General features: G+C 60.3%; 17 protein-coding genes and 1 other RNA gene. 9 read left to right on the top strand and 9 right to left on the bottom strand.

The genetic code is table 11. The features are described 5' to 3' along the window. Positions 1 to 67 precede the first annotated feature (67 nt). The 3 genes from NWI01_RS11565 to NWI01_RS11555 all read right to left on the bottom strand — a co-directional run bounded on the left by NWI01_RS11565 (position 68) and on the right by NWI01_RS11555 (position 4,328). Positions 68 to 829 carry an ABC transporter permease gene (locus NWI01_RS11565; RefSeq protein ID WP_141383993.1) on the bottom strand — a complete coding sequence of 254 codons (762 nt, stop codon included), beginning with the start codon at positions 827 to 829 and terminating at the stop codon, positions 68 to 70. Position 830: 1 nt separating this feature from the next. Continuing rightward, positions 831 to 1,751 carry an ABC transporter ATP-binding protein gene (locus NWI01_RS11560; RefSeq protein ID WP_141383992.1) on the bottom strand — a complete coding sequence of 307 codons (921 nt, stop codon included), beginning with the start codon at positions 1,749 to 1,751 and terminating at the stop codon, positions 831 to 833. 126 nt (positions 1,752 to 1,877) lie between these two features. After that, complete coding sequence (locus tag NWI01_RS11555; RefSeq protein WP_141383991.1) at positions 1,878 to 4,328, bottom strand: ATP-dependent helicase; 2,451 nt, start codon at positions 4,326 to 4,328, stop codon at positions 1,878 to 1,880. Between the two features lie 270 nt (positions 4,329 to 4,598). Here NWI01_RS11555 and NWI01_RS11550 point away from each other — a divergent pair, with 270 nt between their 5' ends. Together NWI01_RS11550 and NWI01_RS11545 are read left to right on the top strand one after the other, a co-directional pair. Continuing rightward, on the top strand, positions 4,599 to 4,772 hold the full coding sequence (locus tag NWI01_RS11550; RefSeq protein ID WP_141383990.1) for a DUF1328 domain-containing protein: 174 nt from the start codon (positions 4,599 to 4,601) through the stop codon (positions 4,770 to 4,772). A gap of 349 nt (positions 4,773 to 5,121) precedes the next feature. Continuing rightward, entirely contained in the window at positions 5,122 to 8,739 is a 3,618-nt protein-coding gene (locus tag NWI01_RS11545) for an AsmA family protein (RefSeq protein WP_141383989.1), read from the top strand. Between the two features lie 95 nt (positions 8,740 to 8,834). Here NWI01_RS11545 and NWI01_RS11540 read toward each other — a convergent pair whose 3' ends face one another. The 6 genes from NWI01_RS11540 to ssrA all read right to left on the bottom strand — a co-directional run bounded on the left by NWI01_RS11540 (position 8,835) and on the right by ssrA (position 12,823). Continuing rightward, positions 8,835 to 9,167: a ribbon-helix-helix domain-containing protein gene (locus NWI01_RS11540; protein ID WP_141383988.1), complete on the bottom strand. Its 333-nt coding sequence runs from the start codon at positions 9,165 to 9,167 to the stop codon at positions 8,835 to 8,837. 398 nt (positions 9,168 to 9,565) lie between these two features. Continuing rightward, complete coding sequence (locus NWI01_RS11535; protein WP_141383987.1) at positions 9,566 to 9,820, bottom strand: ribbon-helix-helix domain-containing protein; 255 nt, start codon at positions 9,818 to 9,820, stop codon at positions 9,566 to 9,568. Continuing rightward, complete coding sequence (locus NWI01_RS11530) at positions 9,817 to 10,005, bottom strand: DUF4169 family protein (RefSeq protein WP_141383986.1); 189 nt, start codon at positions 10,003 to 10,005, stop codon at positions 9,817 to 9,819. Before NWI01_RS11530 ends, NWI01_RS11535 begins: the two co-directional genes overlap by 4 nt. Before the next feature lie 235 nt (positions 10,006 to 10,240). Continuing rightward, positions 10,241 to 11,650, bottom strand: a complete 1,410-nt coding sequence (fumC, locus tag NWI01_RS11525; RefSeq protein WP_141383985.1) for a class II fumarate hydratase — start codon at positions 11,648 to 11,650, stop codon at positions 10,241 to 10,243. An 86-nt stretch (positions 11,651 to 11,736) separates the two neighbouring features. Further along, positions 11,737 to 12,285, bottom strand: a complete 549-nt coding sequence (locus NWI01_RS11520) for an SspB family protein (protein ID WP_141383984.1) — start codon at positions 12,283 to 12,285, stop codon at positions 11,737 to 11,739. 179 nt (positions 12,286 to 12,464) lie between these two features. Continuing rightward, positions 12,465 to 12,823: a transfer-messenger RNA gene (gene ssrA / locus NWI01_RS11515) on the bottom strand. Between ssrA and NWI01_RS19340 the strand changes: the two genes are divergently transcribed. From NWI01_RS19340 to NWI01_RS11480, 7 genes are all read left to right on the top strand, one after another. Further along, positions 12,823 to 12,960 (top strand): hypothetical protein, encoded by a 138-nt coding sequence (locus NWI01_RS19340; protein WP_210242969.1) that lies wholly within the window; start codon positions 12,823 to 12,825, stop codon positions 12,958 to 12,960. The two genes, ssrA and NWI01_RS19340, sit on opposite strands and share 1 nt — an antisense overlap. Before the next feature lie 242 nt (positions 12,961 to 13,202). Then, positions 13,203 to 13,997 (top strand): thymidylate synthase, encoded by a 795-nt coding sequence (locus NWI01_RS11510; protein ID WP_141383983.1) that lies wholly within the window; start codon positions 13,203 to 13,205, stop codon positions 13,995 to 13,997. Beyond that, on the top strand, positions 13,994 to 14,530 hold the full coding sequence (locus NWI01_RS11505) for a dihydrofolate reductase (protein WP_141383982.1): 537 nt from the start codon (positions 13,994 to 13,996) through the stop codon (positions 14,528 to 14,530). Before NWI01_RS11510 ends, NWI01_RS11505 begins: the two co-directional genes overlap by 4 nt. 157 nt (positions 14,531 to 14,687) lie before the next feature. Then, positions 14,688 to 15,836: an FtsH protease activity modulator HflK gene (gene hflK / locus NWI01_RS11500; protein WP_141383981.1), complete on the top strand. Its 1,149-nt coding sequence runs from the start codon at positions 14,688 to 14,690 to the stop codon at positions 15,834 to 15,836. After that, complete coding sequence (gene hflC / locus NWI01_RS11495; RefSeq protein WP_141383980.1) at positions 15,833 to 16,729, top strand: protease modulator HflC; 897 nt, start codon at positions 15,833 to 15,835, stop codon at positions 16,727 to 16,729. Before hflK ends, hflC begins: the two co-directional genes overlap by 4 nt. Positions 16,730 to 16,884: 155 nt before the next feature. Then, positions 16,885 to 17,085 (top strand): DUF2065 domain-containing protein, encoded by a 201-nt coding sequence (locus tag NWI01_RS11485; RefSeq protein ID WP_141383979.1) that lies wholly within the window; start codon positions 16,885 to 16,887, stop codon positions 17,083 to 17,085. A gap of 554 nt (positions 17,086 to 17,639) precedes the next feature. Then, a complete protein-coding gene (locus tag NWI01_RS11480; protein ID WP_141383978.1) occupies positions 17,640 to 19,130 on the top strand; it encodes a Do family serine endopeptidase in 1,491 nt (496 codons plus the stop codon). Positions 19,131 to 19,294 lie beyond the last annotated feature (164 nt).

Raw genomic sequence — 19,294 nt, 5'->3', positions numbered from 1 at the left:
GATTACGTCATCAGCAGGCCGCGGTCCGGGCTACCCCGGCGTGGCCTGTTTTTTTGCGCGCAACAGATCAGTTTCTCAGCCGATAGCCGGTTCGAAATATCCACCATACGACCAACATGCAGATCACCAGAAAACCGACCGTCATGCCGATACTGACCGACAAGCTCACGTCGGAGATCTCGTAAAAACTCCACCTGAATCCGCTGATGAGATAGACGACGGGATTGAACAGCGCGGCGGTTTGCCATGCCGGTGGCAGCATGTTGATCGAATAAAAACTGCCTCCGAGGAATGTCAGCGGCGTAATGATCAACATCGGAATCATTTGCAGTTTCTCGAAGCCATCGGCCCAGATGCCGATGATGAAGCCGAACAGGCTGAATGTTACGGAGGTCAGGACCAGAAAAGTCAGCATCCAGATCGGGTGATGGATGTGCAGCGGAACGAACAGGCCGGCGGTGGCCAGAATGATCAGTCCCAGAATGATCGATTTGGTGGCGGCGGCTCCCACATAGCCCATAATGATCTCGAAATAGGAAACCGGCGCCGACAGTATCTCGTAGATGGTGCCGATGAACTTTGGGAAGTAGATGCCGAACGAAGCATTGGTGATGCTTTGCGTCAGCACGGATAGCATGATGAGCCCCGGCACGATGAAGGTGCCGTAACTGACGCCCTCGACCTCGGTGATGCGCGATCCGATCGCCGCGCCGAACACCACGAAATAGAGCGAGGTCGAAACCACCGGCGACACGATGCTTTGCAGCAGCGTGCGCCAGGTGCGCGCCATTTCGAACTTGTAAATCGCCTGCACGGCTCCGAAATTCATGTCAGGTCCTGACCAGGCTGACGAAGATCTCTTCCAGCGAGCTTTGTGTCGTGTCGAGATCGGAAAACCTGATGCCGGCGGCGCGGAGATCGCCGAGCAGGCTGGTGATTCCGGTGTGCTCACTCCGGGTGTCATAGGTGTAGGTCACCTGTCTGCCGTCCGTGGCAAGTTCGAGATTGTAAGCCGCCAAGGTTGCGGGGATGGCTTCGACCTTGCCCTGCAAATGAAGCTTCAACCGCTTTTTCCCAAGCTTCTGCATAAGTGCGGCCTTTTCATCGACGAGAATGATCTCGCCCTTGTTGATGACGCCGACCCGGTCCGCCATTTCTTCCGCCTCCTCGATGTAATGCGTCGTCAGAATGATCGTGACGCCCGAGGCTCGCAGCGCGCGCACCACCTCCCACATCGCCTTTCGCAATTCGACATCGACGCCGGCCGTGGGCTCGTCGAGAAACAGCACCTGCGGTTCATGCGAAAGCGCTTTCGCGATCATCACGCGCCGTTTCATGCCGCCGGACAGCGTGACGATCTTGCTGTCTTTCTTGTCCCACAAAGAGAGATCCTTCAGGACCTTCTCGATATGAGCCGGATTTCTGGGCTTTCCGAACAGCCCGCGGCTGAAACTGACGGTCGCCCAGACCGTTTCGAACGCATCGGTATGCAGCTCCTGCGGAACCAGGCCGATCATCGCGCGGGTCGCCCGATAGTCGCGGCGGATATCCCGACCGTTGACCAGCACCTGACCGGCGGACGGATTGGTGATGCCGCAGATGATGCTGATGAGCGTTGTCTTGCCGGCGCCGTTGGGGCCGAGCAGCGCGAAAATTTCGCCCCGCTTGATATCGAGGTCGATGCTCTTCAGCGCCACGAAGCCGGACGCGTAAGCCTTCGACAAACCGGAAATGGATATCATGGACGACATGCGAGGCTTGATACGCTGTAAGCGGGTGGAGAGGAACGAGGAGAGAAATGATATCGCGGCGGAATGGCGGGACGATGGAGAATGCAGGTCAACAGATAGGAGCGCAGGCGGTGGTTCGCAATTCGGTTACACCCGCTCGACGAAGCTATCGACCACCTTTTTTTCGCCGGCTTTTTCAAAGGTGATGGTCAGCTTGTTGCCATCGATACGCGCGACTTTCCCGTAGCCGAACTTCTGATGAAAAACACGGTCGCCCAATGAGAAGCCGGAATCCGAGCCTGTGGATCGTGCGATCAATTCTCCTTCAATGATTACCGGCGCGCGCTTCGACGTCGATCGGCTTGCATTATAGGGTGTTCCGGCCTCATTGAACCCGCCCCGGCCGCGATTGGCCTGCGCGCGTTGCCAGCCTGGAGTCGCATAGCTCGAACCGAAGGAATCGATGTTGTCGAAACGCGAGGGGCCGTAACCGCCCGTTCCGCCCCAGCCCGAACCACCCTTGGATTCCGTGATCTCCACATTGTCCGCCGGCAGTTCGTCGAGAAAGCGGGACGGAATCGTGGTCGACCACGAGCCGTGGATGCGGCGATTGGTGGCGAAGTAAAGTTTCGCGCGACGGCGCGCCCGGGTCAGGCCGACATGCGCGAGGCGGCGCTCTTCTTCGAGCCCGGAGCGTCCCTGCTCATCCAGCGCACGCTGATGGGGAAACAGACCTTCCTCCCAGCCGGGCAGAAAAACGGTATCGAATTCGAGTCCCTTCGCGGAATGCAGCGTCATCACCGAGACGGCATCCTCGTCCGCGCCACCGTCGCGGTCCATCACCAGGGATATATGCTCGAGAAAGCCTTGCAGATTCTCGAACTCATCCATCGAGCGTATCAGCTCTTTCAGGTTCTCGAGCCGCCCCGCGGCGTCGGCTGAGCGATCCTTCTGCCACATTTCGGTGTAGCCGCTCTCGTCCAGCACGATCTCGGCAAGCTCGGTATGCCGCATGGACTCACGCTGGACACGCCAGCGGTCGAAGCTCTCCAGCAAAGCGCGTAGCGATCCGCGCGCTTTCGGTTTCATTTCGTCGGTTTCGACAACGGCGCGGGCGGCTTCGCTGAGCGGGATCTGCCGCTTTCGCGCGATCTCGTGCAGCATCTTGACGGTGGCGTCGCCCAGACCGCGTTTAGGCAAGTTGACGATGCGTTCGAAGGCAAGGTCATCGGCCGGCGAGTTGATGAGGCGCAGATAGGCGAGCGCGTCACGAATCTCGGCGCGCTCGTAGAAGCGTGGGCCACCGATGACGCGATAGGGCAGGCCAAGCGTGACAAAGCGGTCTTCGAACTCGCGCATCTGGAATGAGGCGCGCACCAGAATTGCGATCTCGTTCAGCCTTTCGCCGGCGCGCTGGAGCTGTTCGATTTCCTCGCCGATGGTGCGGGCTTCCTCCTCAGAGTCCCAGGAGCCGGTGACGGTGACCTTCTCGCCGTCGACATCCTCGGTTCGTAACGTCTTGCCGAGCCGGTCTTCGTTATGCGCGATCAGGTGCGAGGCGGCGGCGAGAATATGGCCGGTCGAGCGATAGTTGCGCTCCAGTCGAATCACCTTCGCGCCAGGAAAATCGTGCTCGAACCGCAGGATGTTATCCACCTCGGCGCCGCGCCAGCCGTAGATCGACTGGTCGTCGTCGCCGACGCAGCAGATGTTTCGGGATCGAGCCGTGCGCGGGTCCGGACCTTCCGCCGCGACGGGAGCGGGAAACAGCGCGTGGGATGACGGCGGCGCCTGGGACAGCAATCGCAGCCATAGATACTGGGCAACGTTGGTGTCCTGATATTCGTCGACAAGGATGAACTTGAAGCGGTTCTGGTATTGCCGCAGCACGTCCGGATGCTCGCGGAACAGCCGGATGTTCTCCAGCAGCAGATCACCGAAGTCCGCGGCATTGAGGATTTTCAACCGTGCCTGGTAGGCGGTGTAAAGCTTGCCGCCCCGACCGTTGCCGAAGACGGAGGCTTCGCCCGACGGCACCTGCGCGGGCGTCAGGCCGCGGTTCTTCCAGCCGTCGATCAACCCGGCCAGCATCCGCGCGGGCCAGCGCTTGTCGTCGATGTTGTCGGCCTGCAGAAGCTGTTTGAGCAGACGGATCTGGTCGTCGACATCGAGAATCGTGAAGTTGGATTTGAGCTGCACCAGCTCGGCATGAACGCGCAGGATCCGGCCTGCAATGGAATGAAAGGTGCCAAGCCACGGCATGCCTTCGACGGCCTCCCCGAGCATCTGTCCGAGACGATGCTTCATCTCGCGGGCGGCCTTGTTGGTGAAGGTGACCGACAGGATTTCGCCGGGGCGGGCGCGGCCCTGGCTGAGGATATGCGCAATGCGGGTCGTCAGCACGCGGGTCTTGCCTGTGCCCGCGCCGGCCAGCACCAGAACCGGTCCGTCCAGCGTTTCCACGGCCTCGCGCTGCTCCGGATTGAGCCCGCTCAGGTATCGTGGCGCTGCCGCGGCGCGCGCGCGCGCAGCGATGCCGCCGGCGGCAGGCTGGTGCGCGGAAACGTTGGTATGGATCAGTCTGTTCGGCTCGGTCATGCGAATCGTCTTTCCCTAACGATGGCACTGCCGGCCGGCGAAGGGGAGCCCTCTTGGCAAGGATGAAGAAATATATAGGGCGAACGCGCTTGGTAGCGGCTTTTTAGCCTCCCGGCCAATGAATCATCGCATCGCTCTCGATGTTTTGTTCCCCAGAACCGCTTATCTTCCAGATTTTTTCTCGAACACGACCATGACGGAACCATTGTTCCCGTGACGGATTGATTTTTCAGTCAACGCGCAAAGCGCGCCGAAAACGGAGACCAAATCATGTTGAACTGGGTGGTGACGTTCCTGGTTATTGCATTGATAGCCGGCATTCTGGGCTTTGGAGGAATCGCGGGCGCCTCCATCGAAATCGCCAAGATCATCTTCTTCATTGCGCTCATCCTGATTGTGGTTTCGGCGGTGATCGGCTTTTTGCGCGGACGGAACCGCGTGTAGCGTGTAAGGAAATATCCGAGGGCATGGCGATCTGCTTCCCCGTGCCCTCGGGCCCGCAAGACGGTGCTGTACTCCACGATAGCTTGGAGATACCCACGGCTGGAATTTCCTGCAGCGGGCGACGGTAAGACGGCTCGCTCTTTTTCATAGAGCTTCCATCGTTGCAGATTTGTCCCGATCTTTTTCGCTCTTTCCAGGGAAGCGTCTATCCGCCTTCGCTGCGACTTTGCCATAGTTGCTATTAGTATAAGGGTGCGGCATTTGTTTCAGCCTGCCTCGCGACATGCGCAAAGCGCCATCACGCTTGCTGAGCGGACTCAATTCGCCGGAATGGTCAGAGGGGGACACCGTGCAGACGACACTGCTCGGCCTTGCAATCACACTTATCGTTGCGCTCTTCGCCGCGCTGGTCGGGCCGTATTTCATCGACTGGAACCGTTTTCGGTCGCAGTTCGAGACGGAAGCGGCGCGCGTGATCGGAGCGCCGGTGCGGGTGGAGGGTAAGCTCGATGCCCGGTTGCTGCCGTCGCCTTCATTGCGGCTTGAGTCGGTGACGGTTGGAAGGCCGAACGATCCGGGAAAGATGCGCGCGGACAGTCTCGCCATCGAATTCAGCCTGGGCTCGCTGATGCGCGGAGAGTGGCGCGCAACCGAATTGACGGTCAACGGCGTCGCGCTCGACCTCGGTCTCAATGACAAAGGGCAGGTGGACGGGCCGCTGATGCTCAATTTCGGTTCGCTTTCCATCGATCAGTTGAATCTCACCGGCCGCGTGGCGATTCATGATGCTGCAAGCCGCGGCACCTTGGAACTGAACGACATCGCGTTCAGCGGTGAGGTGCGGTCATCGGGAGCGTCCGTGCGCGGCAACGGCAACTTCGTGTTCTCAGGAACGCGCTATCCTTTCCAGATCTCGCTCGCGCAGGCGGGGGGCGGAGATGCCCGCCGTGTTCATGTCACGATCGATCCCGGGGCGCGCGCGGAGTTCGTCGACGTCGATGGCGTCCTGTCATTCGATGAGCGGAGTCCGCGTTTCGATGGCGCGCTGACGCTTGCGGGCGCCGGGGAGTCTGCCGGCAAGAATTTTTCGGGCGATCCCTCTCAGCGACCATGGCGTGTATCGGCCAAGGTAAAGGCCGATCCGAAAGGCGCGCGGCTCGATCGGGTTGAGGCCGGTTATGGTCGTGCCGATTCGGCGCTGAGGCTTACAGGCGGAGGAGAGATACACTTCGGCTCATCGCCCCGGCTTCATGTTGCATTGTCGGCGCCTCAGCTTGACGCCGACCGCCTGCTTGCCGGGGATCGCGACCCACCTGCAAGTCTGTTGCGCTCATTGCAAGGTTCTCTGACAGAAATCCCGAAACCATGGCTCGCCGCCGACATCGGGATCAGCGCCGACCGCATCATGCTGGGAGGCCGTCCGATACAGAATTTCGAAACAGGCTTACGCAGCGACGCCGCTTCGTGGAGGGTCAGCCGGCTGGAATTCCAATCTCCCGGCGCCACGCGCGTGGCCGTCAACGGTGAGATCCTGCACTCCGGGCCATCGCCCCGGTTCAACGGTACGCTCGATGTGGAGTCGTCCGATCCGGATACTTTCATCGCATGGCTGCAAGGTCAGGATGAAGTCACGCGCCGGAGCCAAAAGCCGCTGCATGTACAGACCAAGCTGACTGCCGATCCAGGCCGGGTTGTCTTCGAACAACTCAAGGCCGATACAGAGGGTGGCAGCATCGAAGGGAGGCTGGCGTTTGTCGATTCGACGGCGGAGAGCGGTACGCGAGCCGACGTTGAGCTCAAAGCCCGCCGTTTCGATCTCGATGCCGCGGCGAGTCTGGTGAGCGCGGCCTCGGCGTTGCGAGGCGGGTGGCCTGACGAGGGACGCCTCTCGTTGAATATTGATCGTGCGATATCGGCGGGACAGGAACTGCATCCGCTGATCGCCGAACTGAACTACGGACCAACGGCTGTCGCGCTCGAACAATTGAAAGTCGGCTCCTCCGGCGGTCTCCAGATCGATGGCGCGGGCTCATTCGACCGCGTCAATACGACCGGACAGTTATCGTTAGATGCGACATCGGAGTCGATTGCGCCGATGGCCGGCGTGATTGCTCCGTTCGCACCGGGCGTTGCGGCGCGCCTCGCGGCGTTGCCGGCGGATGCGGAGGCAGCCGGTCTTCACCTCACGCTCGACATTGGTAAAAGCCAAGCCGACAAGAACAAGGCGGATGCGAGCGCCACGCTCAAGATCGATCTGCCGCGACTGAAAGGCACGATATCGCTGACCTCGGCGCCTTCGCTCGCGGCGGTGCGCGCCGCCGATCTCGATGCCCTGGCACGCAGCGAGGTCACGATGCGGACGAAGCTGACGTCGGAGCGTGGCGGGGGCGTGCCGATGCTGCTGGGCCTTGACCGCGTGATCGCGGTCGCCAACCCATCCGTTCTGGAAACGACGGCGACGGGGGCCTGGCATGCCCCGATCCGACTGAATGCGAGGATGTCGGGAGCCGATCTCGATGTCGAAATAAAAGGAACGGGGCAGCCATGGTCGTCGGGCCGGAAGGCCGACCTTCATCTCACAGTCCATTACCTCGATTTCAAGCCGCTGCTCAATCTTCAGCCATCCGATCCTGACGCCCGGAAGGTCAGGCTATCGTCCCATGTCACGCTGGCTGGCAGCAAATTGATCTTCAGCGACCTCGATAGCGCGGTAGCCGGTTCGCGTATGCGTGGACACGTTACGGTCAATCTGGGAAGCGAAAATCACCTGGAAGGTGAAATCGGAATCAACACGCTCGATGTGGCGACCATGTTCGGACTTGCAGCCGGCTTTGCGGGACGTGACCCGGCCGATCCGTCGCGCGTCGGCCTGTCGGAAGGTTGGCGCGCTCATCTCACGTTCGCGTCGCTGCGCGGCGTACTGCCCGGAGATGTTGAGTTGAGGCCCTTCAGCGGCGTCATCAAAGGGGATGAACATTCCCTGACGTTCGATACGTTGAAGGGGAAAATCGGTGACGGTGATGCCACGGCAAACCTCGATATTCGGCAGACCGCCGAAGGCGTGGCCCTGAATGCGGGCATTCAACTCACCAACGTCGAGGGCTCGTCATTGCGATACGGTGCGCTGGCGATGCCTGCCGGCCGCACATCAGCCCGCATCACGCTCGCCAGCCAGGGCCGCAGCGCATCCGCGATGGTGGGGGCGCTGTCCGGCGACGGGGTGATCACGCTCGATCGCGCGCGGATTTCAGGGCTCGATCCGCACTCGTTCGACGTTGCCATCAATAGCGGCGTCGAGCGGGGAGAGGACGATGCCAGGTTGCAGAGGATCGTAGAGCAATCTTTGTCCGTTGCTCCGCTGTCGGTTGCATCGGCGCAAATTCCATTCACGGTGAGGGATGGCCGCGTGCGTGTCAGCCCGACGCCGCTGGACGGCGAGGGAGCACAGGCAATCGTTTCGGGCGGCTATGACATCAAGGCGGATCAGGTCGATATCCGCGCCGGGCTTGTCTCGACCTCGGTTGGGTCCGGGAACGATCGTCCGGAAGTTCAGATATTCGCGGTGGGACCGCCCCACGCGATCAACCGCACCATCGACGTCGCGGCGTTGTCTTCATGGCTCGCACTGAGGTCGATCGATCGAGAAACCCGCCGACTCGATTCGATCGAGCAAAGCCTGGAGCAGCCTCCGGTGATTTCGTCGGCGCCGGCGCCGGCGTCACGTCAGGCGGAGCCGTCCGACGTTTCTGATCCTGTGCTGTCGACCGATGTTGCGCCTGTTACGCATGCGCCAGTACCAAAGCGGGATCCCCGGCGATTCGCGGCAAGACGTGGGATGACTGTTCCGCTACCGTTTCCGCGTCCGGTCGCCGCCGCCCATGCATCCCGCGTGGCGCCGCCGCCGCCGGTTTCGCGCTTGCCGGTGGAGACGCAGCTCGTGGCGCCCGGGCCGGTGCGCCAGCACTGAGGCTAAAAGCGCTGGAAATGCCCTGATTCAATCGGAAGCGAGCGTCCATGGCCGGCGCTTCGGTATGATTTACTTGGAACTGAATGCACCAGGAGTTACTTCGGGCCAAACGACGCGTGCTGTGCGGACGGTGTCTGACGTTCGCCGATGAACAGGGTGCTTGTCGCTCGCATGCGAAAATGCTCCAGGACATACAGACGGATCGCCGAAGACAAATTGCTGGTCCTGCGATTGGTGTCGATCGAGGCAATCTGCGTGGAAAGGGTTATGCCCTGTCGTGTCGCGATATCCTTCAGGCTTGTCCAGAACGCGTCTTCGAGGCTCACGCTGGTCTTGTGGCCGCCGACGACCACCGACCGTTTGACGACGGCATATTCGCGCAACAGTTCCGGCTCTCCGCGGCGGTCGCCGCTTTCGTCGTTGTGCATGATTGACTTCCTCTGTGTTCGGCAAGCCTCATCATCGGCGCACGATGATATCTCACCGGACGTCTTGTTCGGTCTGACTGCGAAAACGGCGCTGTTGATCGTCGGTGGACCGCAGGCACGCGGGTGATCCTGCGGCCCACCTCTGATCGGCGCGATGGTGGATCATCAAGGCGCAGGTACATAGTAGCTGAAAGTACCGGACACCGATATTCGGGAAACAACCTATTGGTGTCTTCGAGCGAAGCGGTGCCGGTTCGCGCGAAGAAAACGGGTTAAACCAGAATCACAAAGCTTCACTTCTGATCAGAAGCTCCGGCCCGACACTCACTATCGTGACGCCGGTATGCGCAGACACGCGGACGGGACTTGATTCGATGTTCCGCGGAAGTTGATGCCTGCTATCCGAGGCTGGGACTGTTTTCGGGTCCGGACGTCGTCGCGCGGCTTCGGAAGTAGTCCAGAACAAAGAGGCGGATCGCCGAGGAGAGGTTGCCCTGTTGACGGTTGCTGTCGATCTCGCCGACGAGTTCGGACAGGGTCATGTCACGGTGACCCGAAATTTCCTTCATCCCGTTCCAGAATGCTTCCTCGAGGCTTACGCTGGTCTTGTGACCGGCAACCACGATCGATCGTTTCACGACCGGCGATTTCATGATGCGTCCTCGCCGTCGATGCGATGTTGATCGAGCAAACTTAGCTCTCGCATTTTTCGCTGCTTTGAAAGATCGCGCTCAGCTTTGGTGCGGCCGAAGCGTACTCGATTGGCGTCGGCGATGACGTCCGCCCGTACGCGTTCAGCGCGCTTCCTGCGCTTGTTCAGGTTAATCACATCCCCCATGATCAATTCCGCTGTCTAAAATGCCGGGAACGCGTCGCTACAAAAATCAAAAATTCATTCCGCCAAAACGGCTATAATTCGTGATGGATCATGATACGCCGCAGCAGGGCGCGAGGAGTGTCTAAGCTGTCCGACGATATTAGTATATAGCTGTTCACGAAAAGCTGATCATCAGACGATCGTCGCCGCTTACAGAAACTCTAGAATGACCGAAGCATGGAAGCGCCGCCGATCATTATCCCGGCCGCGTCATTTTGCTGGGTTGCACCAGTCGGTCGAACTCCGCAGCCGTAACAAAGCCGAGCCGCTGAGCCTCCTCCTTCAATGTTGTTCCGCGATCATGGGCGGCCTTGGCGACCTTCGCCGCGTTATCGTAGCCGATCTTCGGTGCGAGCGCGGTGACCAGCATCAGCGAGCGTTGCATCAATTCGCTGATCCGCTGCTCGTCGGCACGGACGCCCTTGATGCAGTGTTCAGTGAATGAGCGCGTGGCGTCGGCGAGCAATTGTATGGAATCGATCATGCAATAAGCCAGGACCGGCTTGTAGACGTTGAGCTCGAAATGCCCCTGACTGCCGGCCACGGTCATGGTCGTGTGATTTCCGAAAACCCGACAGCAGACCATGGTTATCGCTTCGCACTGAGTGGGATTGACCTTCCCCGGCATGATGGACGATCCGGGTTCGTTCTCGGGAAGGATCAGTTCGCCGAGACCGGAACGAGGTCCGGATCCCAGAAAGCGGATATCGTTCGCGATCTTGAACAGACCCGTTGCGACGGCATTGATCGCGCCGTGGGCGAAAACATAGGCGTCGTTTGAAGCGAGGGCTTCAAACTTGTTGGGAGCGCTCTTGAAAGGGAGTTTTGCGAGCAGAGCTGCGTTCCTCGCAAACAGTTTTGCAAATCTTGGCTTCGTGTTGAGCCCGGTCCCCACCGCGGTCCCACCTTGCGCCAGCGGATAGAGGTCGTTCAGCGCGGTGCGAAGGCGCGCCAGGCCGCTCTCGATCTGCGCCGCATAGCCGGAGAATTCCTGGCCGAGCGTCAGCGGGGTTGCATCCTGGGTATGGGTCCGTCCTATCTTGACGATAGGCGCGAACGCCTTTTCCTTCTCGCGCAGCGTCTTGAGCAGGGCGGCCAGCGCCGGGACGAGATCGGACACGATGCCATGAGCCGCCGCGATATGCATCGCCGTCGGGAACGTATCGTTCGACGACTGGCTCATATTGACGTGGTCGTTCGGATGAACAGGTTTCTTGTCGCCGAGCTTGCCGCCGAGCAGCTCGTTGGCGCGGTTGGCGATGACCTCGTTGAGGTTCATGTTGGTCTGCGTGCCTGACCCCGTCTGCCAGACCACGAGCGGAAAATGATCATCGAGCTTGCCCTCGATCACTTCGCGCGCCGCGCGAATGATTGTTTTCGCGCGCCGGTGGTCGAGCAGGCCAAGCTCCTGATTGGTTTGCGCCGCCGCCAGCTTGACGATGCCGAGCGCTTTGATCAGCGGCATCGGCATCCGGTCTTCTCCAATGCGGAAATTCTGCCGGCTGCGTTCGGTCTGGGCTCCCCAGTAGCGGTCGGCCTGAACTTCGATGGCGCCGAAGCTGTCGGTCTCCGTGCGCGTTTTCGCCGTGCGTGATGACGTGGCCATGGCTCAGTCCGTTATGTTCATGTCGCGGCCGGACGCAGCCCCCATCCTCACCCCCTTGAAAGGAAGATCGGGCGCAGGCAACCCCGTTACTTCTTGCGGAAGCGGTCCAGTCTGACAACCTCGGCGCCCTGGCCAGGTTTGGATTTGTCCTCGCTTTCGGCCGCTGCGGATTGGGAAGGATCGGCCGGAACGGCCAGCGCTGTCGGGGAGGACGCGGTCGATGGCTCGCTCGTGCTGGTCTCCTCGGTCTCGGCTTTCTCCGCCTGGGCTTCCCCTGCCTCAGTCGGCTCAAACTGCAATCCGAACTGTACCGATGGGTCGAAGAAGCTCTTGATCGCGTTGAAGGGAACCACGAGGCGCTCCGGCACCCCGCCGAACGAGAGGCCGACTTCGAAGTGATCCTCGGTCACTGTCAGATCCCAGAACTGATGCTGGAGAATGATGGTCATCTCCTCGGGATACTGCGTCAGAAGACGGGACGATATCGTCACGCCATCGGCCTTCGATTTGAAGGTGATGAAAAAGTGGTGCTCGCCCGGCAGACCGCGCTCGGCGGCGTCTGTCAGCACGCGGCGCAGGACACCGCGCATGGCGTCGCTTGTCAGCAAATCGTAGCGGATGTGATCGGTTGGCATCGATTGGGTCTCATCACCTCGGCAGAGTCGCGGAAATCGCCGCGAGCGTCTGAGGCCGACTCGCACCGCCCGCGGATGATACTCCTGCGATCTTGCCGGGTCAGCAGCGGTTGCGGTCGGCCGGTGAATTTCTCGTCGCGAGTTGGTTGAAGCGGTGAATGTATAGGTGAACGGATAAAGGTGGAGGCTTCTGTTGCCAGGTGCCTCCGGACCCCGCCTGACGGAGCTTAACCCGTCAGGACTTCAGAGTGGTCTTTCAAACTGCGTTACGCAGCCTGAGCAACCGGAGCATAGTTGTCGTTTGCAACTATTGCATAGCCCGATAACGGCGGAACCATACCGGGAAAAAGCGAGCCCTTTACGCCCTCGTCGATCCTGTTTCGCCCCCGCCGGAACCCGATTCAGCCATGTTCGGGCTCTGGTGGAGGCGCCGGGTACTGCCCCCGGGTCCGAATGGTTTATTGCGGCGGCCATTTATTTCCATAGCCGGCGAACCGGCGTCTTCAATATAGTCCGCACCGCGCGAGGAAAAAAGGGGTGTCTGACGGCACTTTTTCCGCCGCGGTGATCCGGTTTCCGGGGCATAAGGGGCGGGCGGCGCTGTCAGCCCTCGATCCGACGCTGGAGCATGATCCGATCAAGTTGATTGGACCATGCGCCGGAAGTATTGTTTGATCGCATTTTCTTGCGGCGAGCAGGCCATCCGCTTCGGCGGAAGATGCTTCAAGTTCATCGCCCGATAGCGCCACTAGTGGAGTGAATTTGACATTCGCGACCCATTCGGCTGCGCGTCGCGGATGCGAATGTCAAATTCAAAACTCCACTAGGAGCTTATATTTGCTAGTGGTCCTTCGATTCTAACATTCGCAAGAAGGCACGCTGAAACGGGATGCGAAGGTTGGAATCGGACCACTAGTATGAATCAGTATCACGATCTGCTCGAACGAATTCTTGGTGAGGGTACGGAGAAGCATGACCGCACCGGCACCGGAACGCTGTCCGTCTTCGGGCATCAGATGCGCTTCGATCTCGCCTCCGGCTTCCCGATGTTGACCACCAAGAAGCTCCCCCTGAGGTCGATCGTGCATGAACTGCTCTGGTTCCTGAGGGGGGAGACCAACATCAAGTATCTGAAAGACAACGGGGTCTCGATCTGGGACGAGTGGGCTGACGCAAATGGCGATCTCGGCCCGGTATACGGCTCGCAATGGCGTTCATGGCCCGCGCCGGGCGGACGCAGCATCGACCAGATCGCCAACGTCATTGACCTGATTCAGCGCAATCCCGATTCGCGGCGGCTGATCGTCAGTGCGTGGAATCCCGCCGACGTCGACAGGATGGCGCTGCCGCCGTGCCATTGCCTGTTTCAGTTCTATGTCGCCGGCGGGAAGCTGTCATGTCAGCTTTATCAGCGCTCGGCCGACGTATTCCTCGGCGTGCCCTTCAATATCGCTTCCTATGCGCTGCTGACGATGATGGTCGCACAGGTCACGGGGCTCAAGCCGGGCGACTTCGTCCACAGCCTGGGCGACGCGCACCTCTATACCAACCATCTCGATCAGGCCCGGCTTCAACTGTCGCGGCCGACGCGGCCGCTGCCGTCGATGACGATCAATCCCGGGGTGAAGGATATCTTCGCGTTCCGCTACGAGGATTTCAAACTCGAGAACTACGATCCCCATCCGCACATCAAGGCCGAGGTCGCGGTATGACCGGGACCATCCTCCAGCGTCCGGAAATAATCCTGGTGGTTGCGGTTGCCGAGAACGGCGTCATCGGTCAGCGTAATGGAATCCCGTGGCGGCTGAGAGCCGATCTGCAGCGTTTCAAGGCGATCACCATCGGCAAGCCGATCGTGATGGGCCGCAAAACCTTCGACTCATTGCGCAGGCCGCTGCCGGAACGCACCAACATCGTCATCACCCGCGATCCGGACTTTACCGCGGTGGGAGCGTTGGTGACGCGCTCGCTGACCGACGCGCTCGTCATCGCGAAGGGAGACGCCCTGCGGCGTTCAGTGGCTGAGATCGCGGTGATCGGCGGGGCCGAAATTTTTGCCGCGTTCATGCCTGTAGCCGATCGCCTCGAAGTGACCGAGGTTCATGCCGTAGTCGATGGCGACACAGTTTTTCAGCCGGTCGATCCGTCAGTATGGGACGAAATCACCCGCTGCCGAAACAAGGCCGCCGCCGGTGACACCGCGGATTTTTCTTATGTGACATATCGCCGTCGCGTCCGGCATTAACCGCATTTGCTGATGTTTGCATTGACATTTGTCTGATCGAATATAGCTGCTTTCAGCCAGCAAGCCGCGTTGTAAGGGTCGGGTGCGTCCCCTATAAGGTCGAATAGACAGAGCGAGGCTAGGCCTTCAAGGCCCATCCGCGCGGAGGAGAGTGTCGATGCCGTGGAAGAATCAGACCGGGGGCCCATGGGGTCCGGGCCCGAAAGGGCCTTGGGGAGCCGGCCCGCAGCCGACTGGGCCCAAGCCACCGGATCTTGAGGATCTGTTGCGTCGCGCTCAGGAGCGGATCCGGCAACTGTTGCCGGGGGGGCATCTGAGCGGCATGGGGATTTTGCTGATCCTGATCGGCGCAGTGGCGATCTGGGGCATGTCCGGCTTTTTCCGTGTGCAGTCTGAAGAACTCGGCGTGGTGCTGCGGTTCGGCAAGCATGTGCGAACCGTGCAGCCGGGCCTCAATTATCATCTGCCGTATCCGATCGAGACCGTGTTGCTGCCCAAGGCGCTGCGCGTCTCGACCCTCAATATCGGTTTGACGCTGGTTCAGGACTCGGCCCGCAGCACCAGCACGATGCGCGATGTGCCCGAGGAAAGCCTCATGCTGACGGGCGACGAAAACATCGTCGACGTCGATTTCACCGTGTTGTGGCGGATCAAGCCGGACGGGGTGGGTGACTTCCTGTTCAACATCCAGAATCCGGAAGGCACCGTCAAGGCGGTGGCCGAAAGCGCCATGCGCGAGTGGGTCGGGCGTTCGGATATTCAGCCGATTCTGACCTCTGAGCGAACCAAGATTGAAGCATCGGTCCACGAGCTGATGCAGAAAACCCTGGATCAATATGGAGCGGGGGTTCTGATTCAGCAGGTACAGATGCAGAAGGTCGATCCACCCGCTCAAGTCATCGATTCCTTCCGCGACGTGCAGGCCGCCCGTGCCGACCTCGAGCGATTGCAGAACGAAGCCCAGACTTACGCCAATCGTGTCGTTCCCGATTCGCGAGGCCGGGCGGCGCAGATTGTGCAGAATGCCCAGGGTTACAAGGAGCAGGCCATCGCCGAAGCCAAGGGTCAGAGTTCGCGTTTCCTGCAGGTCTACCAGGCTTACAAGGAGGCGCCTGACGTGACGCGCGAACGCATCTACCTGGAGACTATGGAGCACGTGCTCGGCGACGCGGATAAGCTCGTCTACGATCCGGGATCATCGTCTTCCGGGGGGATTGTGCCTTACCTGCCGCTGAGCGAATTGACATCGCGGCGTAGCGGCTCGACGGCGAACCAGCCGGCCAGGACGGATGGGGGTGCCCGATGAAAACCGGAGTTCTAGGGATCGCCGCGCTACTGGTTGGACTGGCCCTGCTGGTGGTGGGATACAGTTCTGTTTTCACCGTGAGCCAGACCGAACAGGTGTTGCTGGTGCGACTGGGCGAGCCGGTACGCGTCGTCACCGAGCCGGGATTGCATTTCAAGGCGCCGTTCGTTGATTCCGTCATCGAGATCGACAAACGGATTCTGGACCTCGAGCAGGCGTCGCAGGAAGTCATCGCGTCGGACCAGAAGCGGCTCGTCGTCGATGCGTTCGCGCGTTATCGCATCAAGGATGCCTTGCGTTTCTACCAAAGCGTGGGCTCCGTTCAGGTCGCCAACATCCAGTTGACGACACTGCTCAACGCGTCGCTGCGCCGGGTTCTCGGTGAGGTGACATTCATTCAGGTGGTGCGGGATGAGCGTGAAATGCTGATGGCGCGCATCCGCGATCAACTCGACAAGGAGGCCAGCGGATACGGCATCTCCGTGGTCGATGTCCGGATCCGGCGCGCAGATCTGCCGGAACAGAACAGCCAGGCGATCTATCAGCGGATGCAGACCGAGCGACAGCGGGAAGCCGCCGAATTCCGCGCCCAGGGTGGTCAGAAGGCGCAGGAAATCCGGGCCAAGGCCGATCGGGAGGCGACCGTCATCATCGCCGAGGCCAACTCGGCGTCGGAGCGGATTCGCGGTCAGGGTGATGGCGAGCGCAACAAGCTTTTCGCCCAGGCCTACAATCAGGATCCGGCGTTCTTTGCATTCTATCGGTCGATGAGCGCCTATCAGAACGGGTTGAAGAGTTCCGACACGCGTTTCCTGCTGAAGCCGGATTCCGACTTCTTCCGTTTCTTCGGACATATCGGCGGCCGGCCGGCGGCCTCCGCACCGAAGCCGTAGACCCGACACCGCGATGCCAGAGCCTGATCCAACTGCGTTGGATCAGGCTCCCGGCCTTAACTTTTGATCGAGCATGATCTTATCCGAAAACCGGTTTCCACTTTGCGCTGGCGCGACCCTTCGGGTCGGGATCATGCTCTAGGAGACGCCGTTCGATGGGCTCCATCGCCTTCGCCGATTTTCTGATCGGTCTCGGTATTCTTTTCATGCTTGAAGGCATCCTGTTCGCCGCGGCTCCGCAGTGGGCGCGGAGGGCGATGGAAAGCGCGCTGGCGGCTCCGGAGCAGGTTTTGCGGATAGCCGGAATCGGGTCGGCCATCGCGGGCCTGATCCTGATCTGGCTGGTCAGGCGTTAGGTGGAGCGGTCCTGGCAGCAGCTTCCTTGCCCTGATCGCAGGTTCCAGGTTGTCTCATTCACTAGTGATCCCTGTGATTCCGGGCTTCATCAACGACCATGGCTTGAGTTGGAAGGCAAAGGCGCAAGCGGTTCGGCGCGGCAACTGAATTCGTGAAAGCCACGCCGGTTTTTTGCCGCAATCGCGGAGAACTTGACGGATCAGCGAACGCTGTTTTCGCCGCTTGCGCAGGCCAGGCGTCCGGCGCAGTGTATGCGAGAGCATGATCCCGACCCGAAGGGCCGCGCCAGCGCAAAGTGGAAACCGGTTCGCGTGAAGAAATTGCTCTCAATAAGAACTTACGCGTATTCTGATCGCAAGACCGGTACCCACTTTTGCGGAATACGCGCTAGAGTCTTTCACCGTTTCATGGAAGCAGTAAAAGACTCTATCTTTCTTTATGTTTTGGCGCGTTTTCTTCATGCGAACCGGATTCCATCCTTGGGTCAGGCCCGAGGACATGCTTCGCTCGAAAACGCTGTAGGCAATATGCTTTTTCAGGAGAGACCCGCAACATGACCCGAGCGATTCAAGCATTGAGTCTTCGCCGGCGTTTCCTTCTGAGCGCGTTTTGTCTCAGCGTCGCGAGCGCCGTGGTAGCCGCGCCGGCGCTGGCCCGCGGTCCCGATGGCATCGCCGACGTGGCGGAAAAGGTGATCGACGCGGTGGTCAACATCTCGACGACCCAGAAGGTGGAAGCCAAGAGCGGCGAGGGCCGCCGCGTCATTCCACAGCTTCCGCCGGGATCACCGTTTGAGGAGTTCTTCGACGACTTCTTCAAGAATCGCCGTGGCGGCAAGAGTGACGGCCTGCAGACGCACAAGACAAACTCGCTCGGCTCCGGATTCATCGTCGATGCCGCCGGAATTGTGGTCACCAATAATCACGTCATCGCCGATTCCGATGAAATCAACGTCATTCTGAATGACGGCACCAAGGTCAAGGCCGAGACCGTCGGGGTCGACAAGAAAACCGATCTCGCGGTGCTGAAGTTCAAGCCGCCACATCCGCTGACGGCCGTCAAGTTCGGCGATTCCGACAAGTTGCGGCTCGGCGAATGGGTGATCGCGATCGGCAATCCTTTCAGTCTGGGCGGCTCCGTTTCCGCCGGCATCGTCTCGGCGCGCAACCGCGACATCAATAACGGTCCTTATGACAGCTACATCCAGACTGACGCCGCCATCAATCGCGGCAACTCCGGCGGCCCGCTGTTCAACCTTGAGGGCGAGGTCGTGGGAGTGAATACGCTGATCATCTCGCCATCCGGCGGCTCGATCGGTATCGGTTTCGCGGTGCCGTCGAAGACGGTAGCGGGCGTTGTCGATCAATTGCGGAAATTTGGCGAGTTGCGTCGCGGTTGGCTCGGAGTCCGCATTCAGCAGGTGACCGACGAAATCGCCGACAGCCTCAACATTAAACCGGCTCGCGGAGCGCTGGTTGCCGGCGTGGAGGATAAGGGGCCGGCCAAGCCTGCCGGCATTGAACCCGGCGATGTCGTCATCGCTTTCGACGGCAAGGACATCAAGGAGCCGAAAGATCTGTCGCGCATGGTCGCCGACACGGCGGTGGGCAAGACCGTCAGCGTCGTGGTCATCCGCAAGGGCAAGGAAGAGACCAAGAAGGTGACGCTGGGACGTCTCGACGACAGCGACAAGGCCATACCCGTCTCGATCAAGACCAAGCCGGAGGATGACGACAAGCCCGTCACGCAAAAGGCGCTCGGCCTCGATCTCGCCACGCTCAGCAAGGACCTGCGCGCGCGCTACAAGATCAAGGACAACGTCAAAGGCGTCATCATCACCGAGGTGGAAGCGGATTCCGACGCCGCCGAGAAGCGGCTCAGTGCCGGCGACGTCGTCGTCGAGGTGGCGCAGGAAGCCGTGAACAGCGCGTCCGATATCCGCAAGCGCATCGATCAGTTGAAGAAGGACGGCAAGAAGGCGGTGCTGTTGATGGTGTCGAACGGCGCCGGCGAACTGCGGTTCGTGGCGCTAAGCCTGAAGTAGGGCGCCAGTTCTTCGTCATTCCGGACGGCTTGCGACGTACGCCGGTCCGGAATTCACTCTTCCGCTGAATTAGAGCCCTTTCGTTTCTGACGGAATCAGAAGCGAGGCTCTCAGATTTTGATTTGACGCGTTTTCGTCACGCGAACCGGCGTCCACTTCGCTTG

Origin of the sequence: Nitrobacter winogradskyi, from assembly GCF_006539545.1 — a bacterium.
GTDB classification, from domain to species: domain Bacteria; phylum Pseudomonadota; class Alphaproteobacteria; order Rhizobiales; family Xanthobacteraceae; genus Nitrobacter; species Nitrobacter winogradskyi_A.
The sequence above is the reverse complement of the archived record's forward strand: the minus strand, read 5'-3'. Positions and strand labels throughout refer to the sequence as shown.